Source organism: Nitrobacter hamburgensis X14, from assembly GCF_000013885.1.
Classification (GTDB): Bacteria; Pseudomonadota; Alphaproteobacteria; order Rhizobiales; family Xanthobacteraceae; genus Nitrobacter; species Nitrobacter hamburgensis.
The window spans coordinates 3,714,447-3,734,923 of the sequence record NC_007964.1 but is presented as its reverse complement, the minus strand read 5'-3'; the positions used below and the strand labels follow the sequence as shown (position 1 = coordinate 3,734,923).

The 20,477-nt window shown below is 63.9% G+C and carries 17 protein-coding genes and 1 tRNA gene; 10 read left to right on the top strand and 8 right to left on the bottom strand.

Features of this window, described 5'->3' with window-relative positions; genetic code table 11:
• The first annotated feature begins 92 nt into the window (after window positions 1-92).
• Together NHAM_RS17415 and NHAM_RS17410 are read left to right on the top strand one after the other, a co-directional pair.
• The gene (locus NHAM_RS17415; RefSeq protein ID WP_157043671.1) at window positions 93-1,739 is read left to right on the top strand and encodes a glycosyltransferase family 39 protein; all 1,647 of its coding nucleotides are present in this window, start codon (window positions 93-95) and stop codon (window positions 1,737-1,739) included.
• Window positions 1,740-1,949: 210 nt separating this feature from the next.
• Window positions 1,950-3,059 carry an IS5-like element ISNha7 family transposase gene (locus tag NHAM_RS17410; protein ID WP_011509106.1) on the top strand — a complete coding sequence of 370 codons (1,110 nt, stop codon included), beginning with the start codon at window positions 1,950-1,952 and terminating at the stop codon, window positions 3,057-3,059.
• 116 nt (window positions 3,060-3,175) lie between these two features.
• On the opposite strand, the gene NHAM_RS17405 is transcribed toward NHAM_RS17410, so the two are convergent.
• Both NHAM_RS17405 and NHAM_RS17400 read right to left on the bottom strand, forming a co-directional pair.
• Complete coding sequence (locus NHAM_RS17405) at window positions 3,176-4,222, bottom strand: YcjF family protein (protein ID WP_011511773.1); 1,047 nt, start codon at window positions 4,220-4,222, stop codon at window positions 3,176-3,178.
• Window positions 4,219-5,688, bottom strand: coding sequence for a YcjX family protein (locus NHAM_RS17400; RefSeq protein WP_011511772.1), 1,470 nt, complete (start codon window positions 5,686-5,688; stop codon window positions 4,219-4,221). Before NHAM_RS17400 ends, NHAM_RS17405 begins: the two co-directional genes overlap by 4 nt.
• A gap of 246 nt (window positions 5,689-5,934) precedes the next feature.
• Between NHAM_RS17400 and trhA the strand changes: the two genes are divergently transcribed.
• Together trhA and NHAM_RS17390 are read left to right on the top strand one after the other, a co-directional pair.
• Complete coding sequence (trhA, locus tag NHAM_RS17395) at window positions 5,935-6,579, top strand: PAQR family membrane homeostasis protein TrhA (protein ID WP_049769439.1); 645 nt, start codon at window positions 5,935-5,937, stop codon at window positions 6,577-6,579.
• Window positions 6,580-6,766: 187 nt separating this feature from the next.
• Window positions 6,767-7,942 (top strand): isovaleryl-CoA dehydrogenase, encoded by a 1,176-nt coding sequence (locus tag NHAM_RS17390; protein ID WP_011511770.1) that lies wholly within the window; start codon window positions 6,767-6,769, stop codon window positions 7,940-7,942.
• 205 nt (window positions 7,943-8,147) lie between these two features.
• Here NHAM_RS17390 and NHAM_RS17385 read toward each other — a convergent pair whose 3' ends face one another.
• Window positions 8,148-8,960 carry a DUF2927 domain-containing protein gene (locus NHAM_RS17385; protein WP_011511769.1) on the bottom strand — a complete coding sequence of 271 codons (813 nt, stop codon included), beginning with the start codon at window positions 8,958-8,960 and terminating at the stop codon, window positions 8,148-8,150.
• Between the two features lie 217 nt (window positions 8,961-9,177).
• Window positions 9,178-9,741, bottom strand: coding sequence for a L,D-transpeptidase (locus NHAM_RS17380; protein WP_011511768.1), 564 nt, complete (start codon window positions 9,739-9,741; stop codon window positions 9,178-9,180).
• Between the two features lie 240 nt (window positions 9,742-9,981).
• Between NHAM_RS17380 and NHAM_RS17375 the strand changes: the two genes are divergently transcribed.
• The 3 genes from NHAM_RS17375 to NHAM_RS17365 all read left to right on the top strand — a co-directional run bounded on the left by NHAM_RS17375 (window position 9,982) and on the right by NHAM_RS17365 (window position 12,673).
• Window positions 9,982-11,529 carry an acetolactate synthase large subunit gene (locus NHAM_RS17375; protein WP_011511767.1) on the top strand — a complete coding sequence of 516 codons (1,548 nt, stop codon included), beginning with the start codon at window positions 9,982-9,984 and terminating at the stop codon, window positions 11,527-11,529.
• 64 nt (window positions 11,530-11,593) lie between these two features.
• Window positions 11,594-12,280 (top strand): metallophosphoesterase, encoded by a 687-nt coding sequence (locus tag NHAM_RS17370; RefSeq protein WP_011511766.1) that lies wholly within the window; start codon window positions 11,594-11,596, stop codon window positions 12,278-12,280.
• Between the two features lie 135 nt (window positions 12,281-12,415).
• On the top strand, window positions 12,416-12,673 hold the full coding sequence (locus NHAM_RS17365) for a hypothetical protein (RefSeq protein WP_011511765.1): 258 nt from the start codon (window positions 12,416-12,418) through the stop codon (window positions 12,671-12,673).
• Window positions 12,674-12,746: 73 nt separating this feature from the next.
• Here the strand turns inward: NHAM_RS17365 and NHAM_RS17360 are convergent.
• The 3 genes from NHAM_RS17360 to NHAM_RS17350 form a co-directional block, all read right to left on the bottom strand.
• A tRNA-Val gene (locus NHAM_RS17360) sits at window positions 12,747-12,821 on the bottom strand.
• A gap of 108 nt (window positions 12,822-12,929) precedes the next feature.
• Window positions 12,930-14,189: a hypothetical protein gene (locus tag NHAM_RS17355; protein ID WP_011511764.1), complete on the bottom strand. Its 1,260-nt coding sequence runs from the start codon at window positions 14,187-14,189 to the stop codon at window positions 12,930-12,932.
• 245 nt (window positions 14,190-14,434) lie between these two features.
• Window positions 14,435-15,067 carry a DUF1134 domain-containing protein gene (locus NHAM_RS17350; protein WP_011511763.1) on the bottom strand — a complete coding sequence of 211 codons (633 nt, stop codon included), beginning with the start codon at window positions 15,065-15,067 and terminating at the stop codon, window positions 14,435-14,437.
• 114 nt (window positions 15,068-15,181) lie between these two features.
• Here NHAM_RS17350 and NHAM_RS17345 point away from each other — a divergent pair, with 114 nt between their 5' ends.
• The gene (locus tag NHAM_RS17345) at window positions 15,182-15,688 is read left to right on the top strand and encodes a YHS domain-containing (seleno)protein (RefSeq protein ID WP_041358308.1); all 507 of its coding nucleotides are present in this window, start codon (window positions 15,182-15,184) and stop codon (window positions 15,686-15,688) included.
• A gap of 121 nt (window positions 15,689-15,809) precedes the next feature.
• Here the strand turns inward: NHAM_RS17345 and NHAM_RS17340 are convergent, their stop codons facing one another.
• Entirely contained in the window at window positions 15,810-16,589 is a 780-nt protein-coding gene (locus NHAM_RS17340) for a 3'(2'),5'-bisphosphate nucleotidase CysQ family protein (RefSeq protein WP_049769437.1), read from the bottom strand.
• Window positions 16,590-16,778: 189 nt separating this feature from the next.
• Here NHAM_RS17340 and chpT point away from each other — a divergent pair, with 189 nt between their 5' ends.
• Both chpT and NHAM_RS17330 read left to right on the top strand, forming a co-directional pair.
• Complete coding sequence (chpT, locus tag NHAM_RS17335; RefSeq protein ID WP_011511760.1) at window positions 16,779-17,426, top strand: histidine phosphotransferase ChpT; 648 nt, start codon at window positions 16,779-16,781, stop codon at window positions 17,424-17,426.
• Window positions 17,427-17,740: 314 nt separating this feature from the next.
• The gene (locus tag NHAM_RS17330) at window positions 17,741-20,476 is read left to right on the top strand and encodes a hybrid sensor histidine kinase/response regulator (RefSeq protein ID WP_011511759.1); all 2,736 of its coding nucleotides are present in this window, start codon (window positions 17,741-17,743) and stop codon (window positions 20,474-20,476) included.
• Window position 20,477: the final 1 nt, after the last annotated feature.

Here is a 20,477-nt window from a genome sequence, read left to right as displayed (position 1 = left end):
GGGCCGACCTTGTTGGCGTCAGATTGACACCGGGGGCCGAGTGGTCAAGAAAGCGCGACCGAAGCCGCCGGAGAACCATGCGAGGATGCGCGATGGGCGCGGTCCTCGGCGTCCAGATGACAATCGCACAGCCCGATAAATCCGCGTCGCAACCGGAACGTCCAGCGCTTTCGTCGCTGCTTTGGGTCGCGGCGTTGATCGCTGTGATGACCGCGATGCGATGCATCTTTGCCGGCACGCTGGATCTGCGCACCGACGAGGCCTACTACTGGACCTGGTCGAAGGAAAGCGCGCTGTCTTTCCTTGACCATCCTCCAATGATCGCGTGGTTCATTCGTTTCGGCACCGCGATTTTCGGCGATACCAATTTCGGCGTCAGGTTTGCCGGGTTGCTGGCGATGCCGATCTCGCAATTGCTGCTGGCCGATATCGTCCGTCGCGTCACGCGCGACATCCGCGCCGCCATGCTTGCGGTTCTGATGATGGAAGCCACGCTGTATTACGGCCTGCTGATGGCGAAGGTCGCGCCCGACGTCGCACTGATCCCGTTCGAACTGGCGATGGTCTGGTCGCTGGTGCGGCTTAACGAGAGTGGCGATGCGCGCTGGTGGCTCGCGGCCGGCCTCTTCGGCGGCCTCTCGCTGCTGTCGAAACTGACCGCGCTGATGCTGGTCCCCGCCATTGTCCTTTTCATCGTCGTGCCGGACTGGCGTCGGCGCTGGCTGCGCAGCCCGTATCCATGGGCCGCGGCGTTGATTGCCGTCGCGGTGTTCTCGCCGGTTCTGATCTGGAACGGGATGCACGACTGGGCCTCGTTTCGGTTTCAGTTCGTTCGTGCCACCGCGACGCACGATTTCATGCTGCGCACGCTCGGCGATTATATCGGCCTTCAGTTCGGCCAGGTTGGACCGATCCTGCTGCCTGTGGTGTTGTTCGGCGTGGGGCTTACGGCATGGCGCGGATATCGGCATCGCGATCCGGTCGCCGTGCTGTTGTCCACGGCCGTGCTGGTGCCGTTCGGGTATTTCCTCTGGAAGTCGATGACCCTTCGGGTCGGCGACACCTGGCCGATGCTGATCTGGCCGTTGGGCTTCGCGGCAGCGGCGATCGACTTTGCGACGCGTCGCCGGGAAAAATGGCCGGCGTGGATGGAGAAATCCTCAGCCTTCTGGGTCAATGCCGCGATCGCGTCGGGCCTCGTCCTCGTCGCCGCGGTCTTTCTGTATTACACCGTCAGTCCCTGGAATTTCATTGGTAAGACCGATCCGATCGGCGGCGAGGCCGGGTTCGCGCAGGTCGCGAGCCGCGTGGAAGGCGAATTGCAAAACTCCGGCGCAACCTGGATTGCGACCGACGATTACCGCATCTATGCGATGCTGCGCTGGCATCTCAAAGATCGCGTGCCGGTGATTCAGATCAACGAACGCAGCCGCTTCATGGACTTCCGCGATCCGGGTCTCGACGTGATTACCGGGCACGCCGGGCTTTACGTCGCTCGGGAGCCGGATGATGCCTCGATTTTGGCCTCGACCACTGCGGTGCTCACGCCACTCGGTCAGGTTCAACGGATCTGGCGTGGCAGGGTGATGGATACCTATGTCCTGGAAAAGCTGACGGGCTGGACCCCCGATCTCTCGCCGCCGCCGGACTCGCCGCTCTATAAATGGCGGAAACTGGCGGACGGTGACGCCACGTTGCCGCGTGACGGTGGCCGCCGTCTGGCCCTTGTAAGCAGGTGAGCGATAGTCAGGGCCTTTTCGCTTCTGATGCAGAAGCGAGGCTCTTTGATTTTGATCTGGCACGCTTCTTCGCGCGAACCGGTATCCATCCTCGGGTCAAGCCCGAGGACATGCTTCGCTCGAAAACGCTCTAGCAGGCTGTTGAAGAAGTCTCTGGCGCAGCGGTTCTGGGCATGATTCTCTTGATGCGGATGCGTCGAGGGGGGAGCGATGCGGGGAAGCGACGAACGGTCAGGCTCGCTGTTCAGCTATGTGGACTTGGAGGCTCGGATTCGCTCCGACCATCCGCTGCGAACGATCCGACAGATCGCGAACGCGGCGTTGAATGATCTGTCGAGGGACTTTGACAAGCTCTACACGGCGTTCGGCCGTCCCTCGATCGCACCGGAGAAGCTGCTTCGGGCAATGCTGCTGCAGGCATTCTACGGGATCCGCTCGGAACGGCAGTTGATGGAGCGGCTGGAGTTCGACCTGCTGTTGCGCTGGTTCGTGGGCTTGGGCGTGGACGACCCGGTGTGGGACCACTCGACCTTCTCGAAGAACCGCGACCGATTGCTTGAAGGTGAGATCGCCGCGAAGTTCTTGAACGCGCTGATGGGGCAGCACCAGGTCAAGCGGCTGTTATCAAGCGAGCATTTTTCGGTCGACGGCACGCTGATCGAGGCGTGGGCATCGATCAAGAGCTTCCGGCGCAAGGACGGCGGTGACCAGGACAGTGATGGACCGGGACGCAACGCCGAGCGCAGTTTCCACAACGAGAAGCGCTGCAACGAGACGCATCAGAGCACGACCGATCCCGAGGCACGGCTCTATAAGAAGGGCGGCGGCCAGCCGGCGAAGCTTTGCTACATCGGCCATGCCCTGATGGAGAACCGCAACGGACTGGCGGTGCTGGGTGGCGTGAGCCGGGCGACCGGAACGGCGGAGCGGGATCAGGCGTTGGCGCTGATCGACTGCCACCGCGGCCAAAGCGAGCGGCGGATCACGCTGGGCGCCGACAAGGCCTATGACGTCACCGCATTCGTCGAGGACTTAAGACGGCGTTCGGTCACGCCGCACATCGCCATCGACGGGCATTTGAGCAAGACCGGAAAGCCGCGCAAGACCGCGATCGACCAGAGGACTCTCCGTCATGCCGGATATGCCGTCAGCCAACGCTGTCGCAAGCGCATCGAGGAGGTGTTCGGCTGGATCAAGGCCTCCGCCGGACTTGCCAAGATCAAGCTGCGAGGCCGCGACCGCGTCAACGCCACCTTCACCCTGGCGCTGGCGGCCTACAACCTGATCCGCTTGCCCAAACTCCTGGCAGCCGCCGCGTGAAACACAAGTCGTGCACCGTCAAGATGCTCGATCAGGACCCTGATGGTGGCGCCGCCCGCAGATCACGCTGACTCCATTCCATATCCGTCTCCGTGGGAAACTTCTTCAACAGCCTGCTAGTTGTCGTCGCGGCGCTTGCGTAACAGGTCTTTCGCAAGATCGCCGAGCGCGGGCCGCGGCAGTGCGGTGAACGGCATCGGCCGGGTGACGTCGATCGCCGCCAGCCCGAGGCGCGCGGTCAGCAATCCGTTGAGGACGCCTTCGCCCAGACGCGTCGACAGCTTCGCGACGATGCCCTGGCCGAGCATTTGCTGGATCACCGTGTCGCTGGCCGCCATGCCGCCGGTGATGGCGAGATGCGCTATGACGTGGCGAATCAGGCGGATCATTCCGAGCGTGCCGGGCCTTCCGCCATACAGGCGCGCGAGCTGCCGCACCAGCCGCATCGCCGCAGCGAATACGAACAGCACATCCACCACGGCGCGGGGGCTGATCGCGGTCACGATCGACACGCGCTGCGCCGCCACCGACACCAGCCGGCGTGCTTCCTGATCCAGCGGAGCCATCAGCTCGCGTTCGGCGAGCCGCACCAGATCGGCGCCATCGATGATGTCGGAGCCGTGGCTCCGCAGCGTGGCCCGCGCCCGCGCAAGGTGCGGGTTGTCGTGGGCGAGCTTCACCAGATCGCGGACGACCGCATCGGCTCCCTTGCGATCGTCGGCCGCGATTGCGGCCAGCGCGCGCCGATGCATGTTTTCGATGGTGGAGAGACGGGCAAGGCCCGCGATCTCGCGCGCCGCGATGACGATCGATGCAACCACGAACAGCGCCGCCAGCACCAGCCCGAGGAAGCCGAGCGTCTCGTTGCGTGCAAACAGGTCGTGGATCAGGTTTATTGCGCCGAGCACGGTACCGAGCACGACGAGCCCACCGAGAGACGACCAGAACAGCACGCCCCAGCGAAATCCCTTCCGCGCCGGCACCGGAGGCATCTCCGGCGCCTCCGGCAGCAACACGGGCTCGGGCTCCGGCTCGGCTTCCGGCGTGATGCTGATGCTGCTGCGCGTAGGCCGGGCCGCCTCCTCGTCGGGATCCAGGACCACGACATTCGGATCGTCGAGCTTGAAGGTGACGGGACGGCGCAAGCCGGATCGCTCACTCATTGCAGTCGGTCTCCGATCAGGAACTGAAGCGCGCGGTCGAGGCGGATATGAGGCAGAGCCGGATCGCGGGTTCCGTCGTTTTGGAGGCGCGGGGGACGAAAGCGCAGAAAGCGGAAATCGGCCTGGTCCACCGCCGTCGTGGACAGCCCGCGGAACGCACCGTTGCCGCTGAAAAGACCCTTGAGATCGGTGGGCAGGTCGCCCGGGAATGTCGCGACCTCGGTGTTGCCGTCAAGGGGCTGGCCATTGGCGACTTCGCCGGCCAGGGGCGTGCCGAGAATGGACGGCAGTTTTTCGCGCCCGCACCGCACTTGCGCCTCGCGGGTGGCGCGGACGGCCGCCAGGGCGACGACGTCGATGGCGGCGCCGGCGACTTCGGCCCGTGAGGCGGCGCGTTCCACAACGCGCCGCAGGATCGCCTCAAGCCGGTCATGACTGGTGTGATGCAGATGGTCGGCCTTGGTGGCGGCGAACAGGATACGGTCGATCCGCGGCCGGAACAGCGTACCCAGGAAGGTGCTGCGGCCGACACGGTAGCAATCCAGAATTCCGGCGAGGGCGGCCTCGAGATCGTACAGCGCTTCCGGTCCGGCATTGAAAGCGGCGAGCGTATCGACCAGCACGATCTGGCGGTCGAGCCGCGAAAAGTGATCGCGGAAAAACGGTCGAACCACGAGGTCCTTGTAGGCCTCGTAGCGCCGCCGCATCATCGTCCATAGCGATCCATCGGGCGCGATCCCGCCGGCGGGCAGATCGAGCGGTGCGAAGGTGAGCGCGGGCGAGCCTGCGAGGTTGCCTGGCATCAGGAAACGGCCGGGCGGCAGCAGGCTCATGGCGAAGCGCTCGTCCCGACAGGCGCGGAGATAGTCGGTGAACAGCCGTGCGGCGGTGAGCGTCGCCTGTTCGTCCTCGCGGGCCGAGGGCCGGAGCGTAGCGTGATGCGCGTGCCATGCCTGTGCGAGCCGTGCGCGCGGCTGTTGCCGCGACAGTGCCAGGCTCTCGGCCGACCATTGTTCATAGCTCTTGTCGAGCAGCGGCAGGTCGAGCAGCCATTCGCCGGGATAGTCGACGATATCCAGCGTCAGCGTCCGGTCCGTGCCGTTTTGCCCCTGATAGCCGATCACGAGCCGCAACTCGCTGATATCGACCGTCGAGTTCGGCCAGCGCCGATCCGCGATCAGCGTCTGGACGTGATTTTCATAGTTGAACCGCGGTATCGCGTCGTCCGGCTGCGGGGCAAGCTGTGCGCGGGCGATGCGACCGCTGGCGAGCGATTCAAAAACGGGAAACCGGCCGCCGCGCGACAGGCCATGCACCAGCGCCGTGATGAATACGGTTTTGCCGGCGCGCGACAGGCCCGTGACGCCGAGCCTCACCGTCGGGTTGAAGAAGCTTTCGCCGTAATCCAGCAGCGCGCGCGCCGACAGACGTGCTTCTTCAACGATATCGGAAAAGCTGGAGGCCATGTCGATGTGATGTCAACGATAATGCTAGGGGCTGGAACAGCGTGAAAATCGCGTGCGGGCAACCCGAAAGTGGCGATTTTCGGGCAGAAATCAAGTTTCGGCTTTGAGACGACCCGTACATCATTTGTGTTCAGATTTCGTTGACGGTGGACCGGCTGCCATTGTAGCGCCTTTCCGCAAGCGCAAAACATTGAAAATAGACCCAAACCCGAGTTGGTGACGTTGCAAACCGACCCCGCGAATGCCATGGCCGGCGCGATCCGCTGGAATTACGACCGCGCCGAACTGATCGCCGACGGCGTCGTGCATGTGCTTGGCGTCCTCGCCGGATTGATCGCGGCCACGGTGCTGATCGTGCTCACCGCGGTTTATGCCGGCCGCGACGTGGCGGTCGTGTCCATCTACGTCGCCGGCCTGATGACCATGCTGGTATTGTCCGCGACCTACAACCTCTGGCCGGTGTCGCCGCGGAAATGGCTGCTGCGCCGCTTCGATCATTCCGCGATCTACGTTCTGATCGCGGCGACCTACACGCCGTTCATCATGCAGGTGAAGGACAACGCATTTGCGCTCGCTCTACTGATCGGAGTCTGGTGCGTAGCGATGATCGGAGTGGCGCTCAAACTGGTTCTGCCGGGCCGGTTCGACCGGCTGTCGGTCGTTCTCTATCTGGTGATGGGGTGGAGCGGCATCACGATCTACGACGACGTGGTGCCGTCGCTGTCCGCGACAGCCCTGTGGTTTGTGGTCGTGGGCGGGGCACTCTACAGCTTCGGTGTGATCTTCCACACCTGGCGGCGGCTCCGCTTCCAGAACGCCATCTGGCATTCGTTCGTCCTGCTCGGTGCAGCCTGTCATTATACGGCCGTGTTCGATCTCGTCTTGGCCTGAGCTTTTTACGAAGCGGAGCGGGATGATGCAGGCGTCGCGACCCGCAAGGTCACGGACGCATCGCGCGCTCGCATCATAGAGGCATTGACGAAAGAGGCCGGCCTCTTCTCTCCGTCAACGCTCCGTGGCATGGTCGCTCCTGGAATAAACACGATCGGTCTCCGGTCGCGACCACGGGAGGCTTCGCGTGACCGGTTCCAACGCTCCTGGTGCATTCAATTTCGACCTCGGCGAAACCGCCGATGCGATCCGCGAGACGGTCCGCGATTTTTCCGAAAACGAGATCGCGCCGCGCGCGGCCGAGATCGACAAGACCAACAAGTTCCCGCGCGACCTCTGGCCCAAACTTGGCGCGCTCGGTCTTCACGGCATTACGGTCGAGGAGGACTATGGCGGCGCCGGTCTCGGCTACCTCGAACACTGCATCGCCATGGAGGAAATCTCGCGCGGTTCGGCTTCTGTCGGATTGTCCTATGGCGCGCACTCCAATCTCTGCATCAATCAATTGCGCCGCAACGGCAGCGAGGCGCAGAAGCGCAAATACCTGCCGAAGCTGATTTCGGGCGAGAACGTCGGCGCGCTGGCGATGTCGGAGCCGGGCGTCGGGTCGGACGTGGTCTCGATGAAGACCCGAGCGGACAAGAAGGGCGACCGCTACGTCCTCAACGGCAGCAAGATGTGGATCACCAACGGGACCATCGCCGAAACGCTGGTGGTCTACGTCAAGACCGATATCGCGGCGGGATCGCGCGGCATCACCGCCTTTGTCATCGAAAAGGGCCTGAAGGGATTTTCGACCGCGCAGAAGCTCGACAAGCTCGGCATGCGCGGTTCCGACACCTGTGAACTGGTGTTCGAGGATTGCGAGGTGCCCGAGGAGAATGTGCTCGGCGAGGTCGGCAGCGGCATCAACGTCCTGATGTCCGGTCTCGATTACGAGCGCGCCGTGCTCGCCGCCGGTCCGCTCGGCATCATGCAGGCCTGCATGGACGTGGTGATGCCTTATGTCCACGAGCGCCGGCAGTTCGGGCAGCCGATCGGCAGCTTCCAGCTCGTGCAGGGCAAGGTCGCCGATATGTATGTCACCATGAATGCGTGCCGCGCCTATGTCTATGCGGTGGCGAAGGCTTGCGATCGCGGCGAGACCACGCGCGAGGACGCGGCAGGGGCGATCCTTTACGCAGCCGAGAAGGCGACGCAGTGCGCGCTGGATGCGATCCAGTTGCTCGGCGGCAACGGCTACATCAACGACTATCCGACCGGACGCCTGTTGCGTGACGCCAAGCTCTATGAAATCGGCGCCGGCACCAGCGAAATCCGCCGAATGCTGATCGGCCGCGAGCTGTTCGAGAAGACCGCGTAAGCGTCAGGTATACTGACGGACGTTTTGCGCGTCATTGCCGGGCATAGCCGTTCGAAGAACGGCGTCGCTTCCGCTTGCCTCTGCCCGGCAATCCATCCTTTAATGACATGAGCAGATGGATGCCCGGATCAAGTCCTGGCATGACGGTGAGAGCAAAAGCCGGTCGGATGCAACGCAACGTTCGCACCCGGCTTTGCAATTCGTATCACTCCAGCGGCAGGTCGTTGACCTTCGCAACCCATGCCCGCACATCGATCATGACCTGCGGCAACACCGCCTTGGTCTCCTGCACGGTCATGCCGGCCTTGATGCGCGGATCGTAGAGGATGTTGAGGATGTACTGGTCGTAGATGTCGAAGAAACCCATCTGGACACCGTCGTTGAACATGGTCCACGGCACCGAATCGGTGTCGTTGATCGGTCCCAGCGATTGCAGCAGTTCTTCATAGGCGCAGTCGAGGAAAATGAAGTTGCCGTTATCGACGGTCAGGACCACGTCGGAATGCTGGATCTCGTATTTCTCGTTCTTGCGGAAACCGGACAGGCATTGAGGGTCGAGCGACCTGCGAATCTCGCGAGCCCGCTTGGCGCCATAGAACGCGGCGATGGTGCGATGGAGGTCGCGGTCGCGAACCAGCCGGACGGTGACGTTGGCGGCGGCGGCGGCGCTGTCGGCCATGGCGATGTCGAGATGCCGAACGCGCCGTGCGATATCGGCGACCACTTTCGCGAGTTGCGCCTTGCGGTCGGCACGATTGACGCCGTCTGCGATCACGCGCACCGGTCCGGCGTATTTGCGGATGCGGTCGACCCGGCCGGCGAGATGGTACTCGGCGCCGAAGGCGATTTTGAAGAACCCGTCGAGAATCTCGCTGTCGGTGAACGTCCTTCGCTCGGCGTGCTGGCGCGCGGTGACACCCGCAACCTCTGCGATGGCGGGATGCAAGGCGGCGGGCGCGCACAGCGCCGCTCCGATCAGGGTGGCGGCGACAACCTTGCGCGGGAAAGCTGAATGCATCACGGCGGGGTTCCCTCAACCCGCGCGGGCACAAAGGCTACGTTCGAGCGCGCATTCCTGCCGATGTTACGTTCCGCTGCCCCCTCCTTGAGCCTTTTCTCTTCTGATTCCATCAGATGCGAAAAGGCTCAAGGATTTTGATTTGACGCGTTTTCTTCACGCGAACCGGTATCCATCCTCGGGTCAAGCCCGAGGACATGCTTCGCTCGAAAACGCTCTAGTTCTTGACGACAACCGTTGTGCCGACCGACACGCGGTCATAAAGGTCCTTTACATCTTCGTTCGTCATGCGGAAGCAACCGGAGGACACCGCATGACCGATCGTCTCCGGTTCGTTGGAGCCGTGGATGCGGTAGAGCGTCGAGCCGAGATACAGCGCGCGCGCGCCAAGCGGATTGTCGATGCCGCCTTTCATGTGGCGCGGCAGATCGGGACGCCGGCGCAGCATCTGTGCGGGCGGGGTCCAGCTCGGCCATTCTTTCTTGGCGGTGATGCGGTGGACGCCGCCCCAGCGGAAGCCGTCGCGGCCGACGCCGATGCCGTACCTCAGCGCCTGGCCGTCGGGGAGGACGAGATAGAGCCGCCGCTCGCCGGTGCTGATGACGATGGTGCCCGGCGCATACCGGCTCTGAAAATGGACAAGCTGTCGCGGGATCGGATTTGCGGATGTAAAACTGGGGCCGAAATCCATGAAGCCGCGCGTATCGACGTACTGCGCGAAGGCGGACTTCGCATTGAAAACAAAGGCGGCGGCAATCAAAAGAGCCAAAACACGCGTCATTATTTCCTCGCATCGATCAATTTCATGGCGAGACAGGCCACAATTCTTCCGATTTCGCAAGCCGCAGCCGCGTGAGGAGGGTTCTTCCCGCGCCGACGTTGCGAAAAAGTATCAACCTCCGAGTTCTTCATGCGGGAACGCCAGCCGCCATGATGGTAGCCATGCGCGCCAATCCTTGACGCGCGGCTGGAACAAAGCTGATCTCGATTCGACCGGAAAGGCACGAGCGGGAGCAGAAGGATGAACGGTGCTGAAAGCCTGGTACGAACGCTGGTTCAGGGCGGCGTCGACGTTTGCTTCGCCAATCCCGGCACCTCGGAAATGCATTTTGTCGCCGCGCTGGACCGGGTGGAGGGCATGCGCTGCGTGCTCGGGCTGTTCGAAGGCGTGGTGACCGGCGCCGCCGACGGCTATTTCCGCATGAAGGGCACGCCGGCCTGCACCCTGCTGCATCTCGGTCCGGGTCTCGCCAATGGCCTTGCCAACCTTCACAACGCCAGGAAGGCCAATTCAGGTATCGTCAATATCGTCGGTCAGCACGCGGTCTACCACATCGGATACAACGCGCCGCTGACCTCGGATATCGAGGGGCTGGCCCGGCCGATGTCGGCTTGGGTCCGCACCTCGCCGGATTCGAAGTCGGTCGCCCGCGACGGCGCGGCGGCGATTGCGGCGGCAAAAGGTTCACCACCGCAGATCGCGACGCTGATCCTGCCCGCCGACACCGCATGGAACGAGGCCGACGGCATTGCCGCGGTGCCCGAGACGTCGCAGCGCGCCGGCTATTCGCCGCAGGCGGTCGATACCGCAGCCAAGATCCTGCGCGGCGGCGGCGGCGAGACTCTGCTTCTGCTCACGGGCGGCGCGCTGACCGAACCGGGACTGGCGCTGGCTGCCGGTATCGCGGGCAAGACAGGCTGCAAGGTGATGGGCCAGACCTATAACCCGCGCATGGCGCGCGGGCGCGGCCGCTTTTCCATCGAACGCATCCCATACGTGATCGAGCAGGCGTTGCCGGTCCTTAAAGACTTCAGGACCATCATCCTGGTCGAGGCCAACGATCCCGTCGCGTTCTTTGCCTATCCGGACAAGCCGAGCCTCTTGAAGCCCGAGGACTGCGAGGTGCATCGCATGACGGCGAGCGGCGAAGACTCGGTGGCCGCGCTTGAAGCGCTGGCGGGTGCTGTTGGCGCCAGGCCGCAGGATGCGAAGCCGCAAAAGCCGATGGAAATTGCGTGGCCGGCGGGGCCACTCAACCACGCGTCCATCGCGCAGGCGATTGCGATGGCAATTCCGGAAAACGCCATCATCGTCGACGAGTCGATCACGACGGGGCGCGGATTCTTTCCGCCGACCGCCTCTGCTGCGCCCCATGACTGGTTGCAGAACATGGGCGGTTCGATCGGATTTTCGACGCCGGTGGCGACCGGCGCCGCGATCGCCTGTCCCGACCGCAAGGTGATCTGCATGGTCGGCGACGGCAGCGCGATGTACACGCTGCAATCGCTGTGGACGCAGGCGCGCGAAGGGCTCGACGTCACCACGATCGTTTTCTCGAATCGAATCTATCGGATTTTGCACGGCGAGTTCGAGGGCGTCGGCGCCGGCGAGCCGGGCCGGCGGGCGATGGACATGCTGAGCCTCGACCGCCCGGCGCTCGACTGGGTGGCGCTTGCCAGGGGCATGGGCGTGCCGGGGCGAGCCGTGACGACCGCGGACGACTTCAACGAGGCGCTTGCCAGGGCAATTGCCGAAAAGGGGCCGCGCCAGATCGAAGTGCAGATGTGACGACCGATGCGGGGCGCGTCGATGCGCTGAAGCAGCAGGGACGCGGCGCGCGTGCGAGAGTCCAATGAGCCTGACCTATGTCATTCCCGATATTCACGGCCGCTTCGATCTCATGAGCGAGGCCTTGCACGGGGTTCATGCCTACGCCGCGGGCAATGGCGGCACGCTCGTCATGCTGGGCGACTATGTCGACAAGGGACCGGACAGCAACAGGGTCATCGCCCGGTTGCGCCGTGGAATGCCGGATGGCTGGAGCTTCGTTCCGCTCAAGGGCAACCACGACGCGATGATGGTCGCGGCGTGGCGCGATCCCGCGAACATGACGCGCTGGCTGAAGCGCGGCGGCGATGCGGTTCTGGAATCCTATGGCGGCGATCCCTCTGTTATTCCGCGGACGGACATTGCCTGGCTCGATGCGCTGCCGCTCACATATACCGATGCGCATCGGGTCTATGTTCACGCCGGGCTCGATCCCGGCGTCGCGCGCGATGCGCAGCCTGAGACCACGCTGCTCTGGAAACGCTATCCCAAAGGCGAGGCGGCCGGCTTCGAGGGCCGCCATGTCGTGCATGGACACAACTCGTTTGCTCAGGGACCGGAGTTGTACCAGGGCCGCACCAATCTCGATACCCGGTCATGGCGAACCGGCCGCCTCGTGACCGGCGTGTTCGACGATGCGGTGCCTGGCGGACCCGTCGATTTCATCGTCGTTCATGGCCCGGCACAGGAGCGCTTGGGTCAATCACTCTGAGATGGAATCGGGACGGTGCTTGTCTTCACCTCTCCCCCGCAGGGGAGAGGTCGGCGGGCTGCGCCCGGTCTCTTTCGTGGGATAGCCTGATCGTTTATCTTGACGGCGGTGCGCGACGCAGGTCTTTCGTATGGCATGGACAAGGTCTCGGACTCGGTTACGAAACTGCAGGCGACGTTCCGCATCACGGTGAACGGCGAGTCCGTCGCCATCGCGACGGTGGGGCAGGCCTACGACTTCATCACCCGTCTGAGCACCGTCGAATGGGTGGAGTGTCGCGCACTGCACGAGGAAGCGCGCATCGCGCTCGAGGCCGCCGCCGGCAACGCGATGTTGAGCCGCAAGGCGACCGATGCGTTGCGGGCGCTGTTCGCGCGAACAAAACTGCTGTGAGCGGCAAAACTGCCGAGCGATCGGACCGGGTCGTAACGGCGCGCAGCGCGACAGCAATCCGTCGCCGGACGAATGGTGGGCGCACAAGGGATCGAACCTTGGACCTCTCCCGTGTGAAGGGAACGCTCTCCCGCTGAGCTATGCGCCCGGGATCGTCATCTGCCGTAAAAGTTGCCGGGCTTCGGTTTCGGCCGACCCGGCGCAGCGACCGAAGCCGCGATTTAGGGAATGCAGGGCAGGGGTGTCAAGCGAACCTTCAACCTGGCCGACGCGCGCTGCCGGAGGCGAGGGATTGCAGGGCGCGGATGCGGTCGGCCAGTGTGCCAGCGGAGGGGGGCGCGCCGTTCACGGTTTTCGCCGCCCTGGTCGGGGCCGTGTCCGCCGCCAGGATGGCCTTGATCGGGGAATCCGGCCCCTCGATGGTCATGGCCAGCCCGGCGATCTCGGCGGCGATGTCGTTGATACGCTCACGCAACAGCGCGTTTTCCAAGTGCTCGGTCGTACCGGAGGATACCGCCTGCTGCTGGATCACATTGATGTCGCGCTGCAGTTTGGCTCGCTCGTCGTGGGCGGCGCGCAGCGCCCGTTCGGCTGCGACCATTTCGTTGCGCAGCATATCGATGAGCGGAGACTTGCCGCCGTTCAGCGACGCGATCTCCTCGCGTAATTCGCTGACGGCACGTTCCGCGGCCGCGTTGGCCTGCCGCAGCCGGCCGTTCTTCTCGTCTCGTTCGGCCAGCGTCTTGGTCTGCGCGGCGAGGTGGCTTTCGAGTTCCTGGACTCGACTGCCGAGCCTTTCGGCGTCCTTGACCTTGTCAATGAGCTGCTCGTCAATCTTGACGACGCGCTGGCTCAGATTTTCTACGTGTTTGCGCGCGTCGTCGCGCTCCCGGGCCGTGGCGGCCGATACGCTGCGCTGCTGCTCGAGCAGCGCCTGCGTGGCGGCGAATTCCTTTTCGACGTCGTCGACGCGGCTCTGCAATCGTTCGATCTGCGCGCGCACCACGAACAGTTCGGACTGCCGGGTCTCCGCCGTCAGCGAGCGGTCCGACAGTTCTTGACGGAGTCGGCCGAGTTCGGCCTGCCTATCGACGAGGGTCTGCTCGGTGCTCCGCAACGTTTCGGCCTTGGCGGCAAGCTCCTGTTCGGTGGACTGCAAATGCTCCCCGACCGCCTTCTCCTGCCCATCGAGATTGAAGATCGTGGCGTTCTTCTCGCCGAGCTCGACCTTCAGGCGGTTGATTGCGTCGGCCTTTTTGCCGAGTTCGGCGGCTTGGCTGGCGGTCTTTCTCTTGAGCTGGTCGACGCTCATTTCCAGACGCCGCGCCGACATCGCAAATTCGGCGCGCAACTGATCCTTGTCGGCCTGGATTTCGGCCATCGACAGCGGGGTCGCAGCTTCGAGGCGTTTGGTGGTGAGGCGGACGGCGCGGTTATGCACGAGCGGCATGACCATCAGCGCGCACAGCATCGAAACCAGAAAACCGATCGCCAGATACATGATCGGCTCGACCATGGGCAACGCTCCACTAGATCACGATGATTTTGGATCGAATCGATCCAGATCATGAACGTGATCGATTCCAATATTTGAGAGCGGGATGCGGGGCGGAAAACCGCTACACACTTTTCCTCATCCCGCTCTAGGCCCGGATAAGGGTTTGGTTACCATGCCACGGGCGGCCGGCAAAAGGCCAGCCACGACTCGTTGGCGTTGAATCTGTCCATCACGCTCGTCCGCGGTTGCGGACGTCTGGGTTTTCAGAACGGATTCCAGGTCGCCCGCGGCGTAAATTTCAGATAGCCGATATTGGCGCCGAGCCGTAGCCCGAGACCGGAACGGATCGGCACCAGCACGATGTTGTTTGCGGTCAGCGCCGTCATGCCGAAGCCGCCGATGATGTAGGCGGAGCCGTCGATGCCCGCGAAGCGCTGATAGATCGCGTTCGTGGCCGGCAGGTTGTAAACCAGCGTCATGGTGCGGGCGCCGTCGCCGCCCCAGTCGAAACCAACCGACGGCCCCTGCCAATAGACTTTCAGGTCGCCGGCATTCTTGGTGTAGAGGGTGCCCTCGCCGTAGCGCAGGCCGGCGACGAAGGCGCCCGAGCCTTCCTCGCCCAGGATGTAGCCGTTGGGCAGGCCCCACTGGCTGACGGCGCGCTCGATGACCGAGGCCAGGCCGCGAGAGACGTTGCCGAAGAACCGGGTTCCGGATTTGAGCAATTCGTCCGACGAATAGGTGCCGCCACCGGCGTGCCGTTGCGGCGGCGGGGACAGTTGCTGGCCCGGGGGTGCCTCGTATGGCGGCGCCGATTGCTGGGCTGATGCGGGCATAATCCAGAACGTCGTCGCTGCAGCGAGCGCGACCGCTGCAAGGCGCGAAATGAAAGTCATGGAAGCATCCCCCAAGGTAGCGAAACTTGTCGCTGTGTCTTTAACCCGATGCTGACAGGCGGTCGGTATGATGCGGCGATCGTCCCCTCGACTCGCACGTTATCGGCACCAACTATGACGGCACGGCGGCAGGAAAGAAATGGCTTGCGCCGCGGAATAGCCGTGATCGCCTTGCTGGGGTGCGGGTTCGCCTGCACCGAGGTCGACTTCGCGGCCAGGGCCGCGACCTCCGAACGGGTCGTGGCCGACCGTTATACGGGTCTGGCGATCGGCGGGTTCGATCCGGTAGCTTTCTTTACCGACGCCCGGCCGGTGCAGGGTTATTCCGACTACGAGGTGTCGCAGGGCGGCGCCGTCTGGCGCTTCAGCAATCCCGACAATCGCGCGTTTTTTATCGCAGATCCCGACGTGTATAGCCCGGGTTTCGGCGGCTATGATCCGGTGGATATCGCGCGGGGCGTGACTTTCGCCGGAACCGCGCGGCTCTGGCTGATTGTCGGCCAGCGGCTTTACCTGTTCGGCCATGAGGACAGCCGCGCCGCCTTCGCGGCCAATCCGGCGCGCTATCTGCTTGAGGCGACGCGTCGCTGGGCCGTGCTGAAGGAAACGCTGGCGCGCTAGATTCTGATTCAACTGCGTTGAAGCCGAATCCAGCCTTACCCTTTTGATTGAGCATGATCTCATCCGAAAACCGGTTCACTTTTCGGGACCATGCTCTCTAGCTGCGGTTCAGCAGTCCGTCTCAAGGCGCGGCCGAGGGATCGCCCCAGGCGATAAACTCCGGCACCAGAAATCCTTCGCGCGATTCGCCGAAACGCAGCGGCGCGCCCCGCCCGTCGGTGATCTTGCCGCCGGCGGCGGCGACCAAAGCGTGACCTGCCGCAACGTCCCATTCGCTGGTCGGGGCAAGGCGGGGATAGATGTCGGCGCCGCCCTCCGCGATCCGGCAGAACTTGACCGCGGAGCCGAGCGGCTTGCGCACCGCGCCGGGCCGGCTGTCGATGAAGGCGTTCGAACGGCTGTCGCCGTGCGAACGGCTGACGGCGGCAATCCATTGGCAGCCGCGGCCGGGAAACGGTCGGGTCGCGATTGGCTCCGCGCCGCCGACGTCGCTGTCGGGCGCGACCGCGAGGCGCTGGGCGCCGTGGCCGACAAGGCCGCGCCAGATCGAGCCGAGCGCCGGCGCACCGACGATTCCGAAAAGCGGCACGCCGTCGGTCACGATCGCGAGGTTGACCGTGAATTCGTCGCGGCCGGCGATGAATTCCTTGGTGCCGTCCAGCGGATCGATCAGGAAGAAGCTGCCGACATAAGGCGGCGTCGCCAGATGCACGCGCTCCTCCGATAGCACCGGAATATCGGGGCAGAGTCGCGCGAGCCCTTCGGCGATGATGCGGTCGGAGGCGAGATCCGCGTCCGTGACCGGAGATCCGTCGGCCTTGCCGCCGATCGTCATGCGATCGCGCTTGACCGAGAGGACGGCGGTGCCGGCCTTCGCGACCAGCGCCGTCAGCGCATCCATCAGCGCCGTAGCGGATTGAGCGTCGATCACCGGCACGTTCGCAGCTTCCTTGCACGGTGTCGCAGAACGGCGGCGACCGCCTTGTGGTGGCAGCACAGGCTCCGGCGGTGTATCAAGCCATGAAGATCGTTTGATTCGCCGTGTTCGCGCGCTGCGGATTTGCCGAAACAGATCCGAGGAGCAGGTTTTATGTCTGACACATCGTCTCCCGGTCCCGCTCCAGACACGCTCGAACTCGCAGCCCTGCTCTGTTCGCGCGTCTGTCACGACCTCATTAGTCCGGTTGGCGCAATCGTCAACGGGCTTGAGGTGCTGGACGACGATCCGAAGCCGGACGATCGCGAATTCGCCCTCGATCTGATCCGCAAGAGCGCCAAAACCGCCTCGGCGCGGCTGCAGTTCTGCCGTCTCGCATTCGGCGCCGCGGGCTCGGCCGGTGCGCAGATCGATCTCGGCGATGCGCAGAACATGGCGAAAGGCCATTTTGAGGACGGCAAGATCACGATCGCCTGGAATTTGCCGCGCCTGTTGCTGCCGAAGAACAGGGTGAAGCTTCTGCTCAACTTGCTGGTGATCGCGCAACAGACGATCCCCCGCGGCGGCGTGCTGACGGTCGATCCGCTCGGCGAGGGCGAGGCGATGGGCTTTCAGATCACCGCCGCCGGGCTGAACGCCCGCCTGTCGCAGACCACCGCCGATCTTCTGGCGTCCGGTCCCGCCGGCGCCGTCGATGCCCATGCGGTTCAGCCCTACTACACCCGTCTGCTTGCTGAGGCCTGCGGCATCGGCATCTCGCTCGCCGCCGACGGCGAGAAGGTGGTTGCGACTGCCCGTTGAAGCTCCGCGTCAACCGATAAGGTTAGCGAATGGTTTCCGAGCCCGCGGGCTGTCGGGCGCGTCCTTTTCCGTTTGCTAAACCCATATTAACCAACCTGCATCGAAACTCGCCCAAACCCCGAAAGGTGCAATGACGTCGCGCGCCGGCGTTTCAAGGCCAGTCCACGATGAATGACCGTCTCCACCGTTTTGGCCACTCGTTGGGCGCATTCTTTTCCGCGTGCTCAACTAATATTAAATGCTTTGGGTTGAAACTGGCCCGGCCGCGAACAGGCGCGACGAGGTCGCCCCGGCATTTCGAAGGCCAGAAGGCTATGGATGATCTCCTCCGCGAATTCCTGACCGAGACCAATGAGAGTCTGGACACCGTTGACAATCAGCTCGTCAGTTTCGAGCAGGATCCGAACAACGCGAAGATATTGGATAATATCTTTCGGCTGGTCCACACCATCAAAGGCACGTGCGGTTTTCTGGGCCTTCCAAGGCTAGAGGCGCTCGCCCATGCGGCGGAAACGCTGATGGGCAAGTTTCGCGACGGCATGCCGGTGACCGGCGAGGCCGTGACGCTCATTCTCTCCACCATCGACCGCATCAGGGACATCCTGAGTCAACTCGAGGCGACCGAGACCGAGCCGGAGGGGGCCGATACCGATCTGATCGACAAGCTGCATCACATGGCCGAGCACGGCGCGACCGCGCCCGTTGCTCCCGAGCCCGCGTCTCCTTCCGAGCCCGAGCCCGCGCTGGAGATCGCCGCTGCCGAGCCGGCGCAGGAAACCGGGACGGTGACCTTTCAGGTGCTGGAACGGCCGCTGCGCCCGGGTGAAGTCTCCCTCGACGAGCTTGAGCGCGCGTTCCGCGAGACGGAGGCCGAGCCGGTCGCGCCCGCTCCGCAGCCGGCGTCCGACGCGCCCGCGCCGGCCGTTGCTCCGAAGGCCGTCGCCAAGGTTATCGCCAAGGCCGCGCCGAAGAAGACCGCTGCCGAGATGGAGACCCCGGAGGGCGACCGGGTCGCCCACCAGTCGATCCGCGTCAACGTCGATACGCTCGAGCACCTGATGACGATGGTGTCCGAACTGGTGCTGACGCGCAACCAGCTGCTCGAGATCAGCCGCCGGCACGAAGACAACGAATTCAAGGTGCCGTTGCAACGGCTGTCCAACGTCACCGCGGAGCTGCAGGAAGGCGTCATGAAGACGCGGATGCAGCCGATCGGCAATGCCTGGCAGAAGTTGCCGCGGATCGTGCGCGACCTGTCGAGCGAACTCGGCAAGCAGATCGAACTCGAGATGCATGGCGCGGACACGGAACTCGACCGTCAGGTTCTCGACCTGATCAAGGATCCGCTGACGCACATGGTGCGCAATTCCGCCGACCACGGCCTGGAAACGCCGGCGGAGCGCATCAAGGCCGGCAAGCCGGAACAGGGCACCATCCGCCTTTTGGCCTATCACGAGGGCGGCCACATCATTATCTGCATCGCCGATAATGGTCGCGGCCTCAACACCGAGCGCATCAAGGCCAAGGCAATCCAGAACGGCCTCGCGACCGAGACCGAACTCGAGAAGATGACCGAGGCGCAGATCCACAAGTTCATCTTCGCTCCGGGATTCTCGACCGCGGCGGCAGTGACCAGCGTCTCCGGACGCGGCGTCGGCATGGACGTGGTGCGCGCCAACATCGACCAGATCGGCGGCACCATCGACGTCAAGTCGGTGGCCGGCGAGGGCTCGAGCGTCACCATCAAGATTCCGCTGACGCTGGCGATCGTGTCGGCGCTGATCGTGGAGGCCGCAGGCGAGCGTTTCGCTATACCGCAGCTCTCGGTGGTCGAGCTGGTGCGCGCGCGCGCCAATTCGGAGCACCGCATCGAACGCATCAAGGACACCCCGGTGCTGCGGCTGCGCAACAAGCTTTTGCCGCTGATGCACTTGAAGAAGATTCTGAAGATCGATGACGGCACCTCCAGCGATCCGGAGAACGGTTTCATCGTGGTGACGCAGGTCGGCAACCAGACCTTCGGCATCGTCGTGGACGGCGTGTTCCATACCGAGGAAATCGTGGTCAAGCCGATGTCGACCATACTGCGGCATATCGGCATGTTCTCGGGCAACACCATTCTCGGCGACGGCGCCGTGATCATGATCATCGACCCGAACGGCATCGCGCACGCGCTGGGCGCATCGGTCGCAACTCAGCAGGAACTTGCCGACCAGAACGCGGCGGGCGTCAGCGACGCCGAGCAGATGACGTCGCTGCTGGTGTTCCGCGCCGGATCGGATCAGCCCAAGGCCGTGCCGCTCGCGCTCGTCACGCGACTCGAGGAGTTCAGGGTCGACAAGATCGAGATCTCCGACGGCCGCTATATGGTGCAGTACCGCGATCAGCTCATGCCACTGGTGCAGATGGATGGCGTTTCGGTCGGGACCGATGGCACGCAGCCGGTCCTGGTGTTCGCTGACGACGGCCGTGCGGTGGGACTGGTGGTCGATGAGATCATCGACATCGTCGAGGAACGGCTGAACATCGAGGTGGCGAGCAGTCAGCAGGGCATTCTCGGCTCCGCTGTCATCAAGGGCCGGGCGACGGACGTGATCGACATCGGTCATTTCCTGCCGTTGGCCTTCGCCGACTGGTTCAAGCGCAAGGAGATGAGTGCGGCGGCCGCGACGCGGTCGGTGCTGCTGGTGGATGACAGTGCCTTCTTCCGCAACATGCTGGCGCCGGTTCTCAAGGCCGCAGGTTATCAGGTCCGGCTCGCGACCAACGCACAGGAAGGTCTGGTCGCGCTGCGATCGGGCCAGGAGTTCGACGCAATCCTCACCGATATCGAAATGCCGGACATGAACGGCTTCGAGTTCGCGGAGACGGTGCGCTCCGATCGCCGCCTGAGCGACACGCCGATCATCGCGCTGTCGTCGATGATCTCTCCGGCCGCGATCGAGCGCGGCCGTCAGGCCGGCTTCCACGACTACGTCGCCAAGTTCGACCGGCCCGGCCTGATTGCCGCGCTGAAGGAACAGACCGCCGAAATGATCCGGGCGGCATGAA

Excerpts from the sequence above, each read along its gene's own strand:
- NHAM_RS17415 (WP_157043671.1), top strand. The coding sequence starts at position 93 with ATGGGCGCGGTCCTCGGCGTCCAGATGACAATCGCACAGCCCGATAAA.
- NHAM_RS17410 (WP_011509106.1), top strand. The coding sequence starts at position 1,950 with ATGCGGGGAAGCGACGAACGGTCAGGCTCGCTGTTCAGCTATGTGGAC.
- NHAM_RS17405 (WP_011511773.1), bottom strand. The coding sequence starts at position 4,222 with ATGAGTGAGCGATCCGGCTTGCGCCGTCCCGTCACCTTCAAGCTCGAC.
- NHAM_RS17400 (WP_011511772.1), bottom strand. The coding sequence starts at position 5,688 with ATGGCCTCCAGCTTTTCCGATATCGTTGAAGAAGCACGTCTGTCGGCG.
- trhA (WP_049769439.1), top strand. The coding sequence starts at position 5,935 with ATGGCCGGCGCGATCCGCTGGAATTACGACCGCGCCGAACTGATCGCC.
- NHAM_RS17385 (WP_011511769.1), bottom strand. The coding sequence starts at position 8,960 with ATGCATTCAGCTTTCCCGCGCAAGGTTGTCGCCGCCACCCTGATCGGA.
- NHAM_RS17380 (WP_011511768.1), bottom strand. The coding sequence starts at position 9,741 with ATGACGCGTGTTTTGGCTCTTTTGATTGCCGCCGCCTTTGTTTTCAAT.
- NHAM_RS17375 (WP_011511767.1), top strand. The coding sequence starts at position 9,982 with ATGAACGGTGCTGAAAGCCTGGTACGAACGCTGGTTCAGGGCGGCGTC.
- NHAM_RS17370 (WP_011511766.1), top strand. The coding sequence starts at position 11,594 with ATGAGCCTGACCTATGTCATTCCCGATATTCACGGCCGCTTCGATCTC.
- NHAM_RS17365 (WP_011511765.1), top strand. The coding sequence starts at position 12,416 with ATGGACAAGGTCTCGGACTCGGTTACGAAACTGCAGGCGACGTTCCGC.
- NHAM_RS17355 (WP_011511764.1), bottom strand. The coding sequence starts at position 14,189 with ATGGTCGAGCCGATCATGTATCTGGCGATCGGTTTTCTGGTTTCGATG.
- NHAM_RS17350 (WP_011511763.1), bottom strand. The coding sequence starts at position 15,067 with ATGACTTTCATTTCGCGCCTTGCAGCGGTCGCGCTCGCTGCAGCGACG.
- NHAM_RS17345 (WP_041358308.1), top strand. The coding sequence starts at position 15,182 with ATGACGGCACGGCGGCAGGAAAGAAATGGCTTGCGCCGCGGAATAGCC.
- NHAM_RS17340 (WP_049769437.1), bottom strand. The coding sequence starts at position 16,589 with ATGGATGCGCTGACGGCGCTGGTCGCGAAGGCCGGCACCGCCGTCCTC.
- chpT (WP_011511760.1), top strand. The coding sequence starts at position 16,779 with ATGTCTGACACATCGTCTCCCGGTCCCGCTCCAGACACGCTCGAACTC.
- NHAM_RS17330 (WP_011511759.1), top strand. The coding sequence starts at position 17,741 with ATGGATGATCTCCTCCGCGAATTCCTGACCGAGACCAATGAGAGTCTG.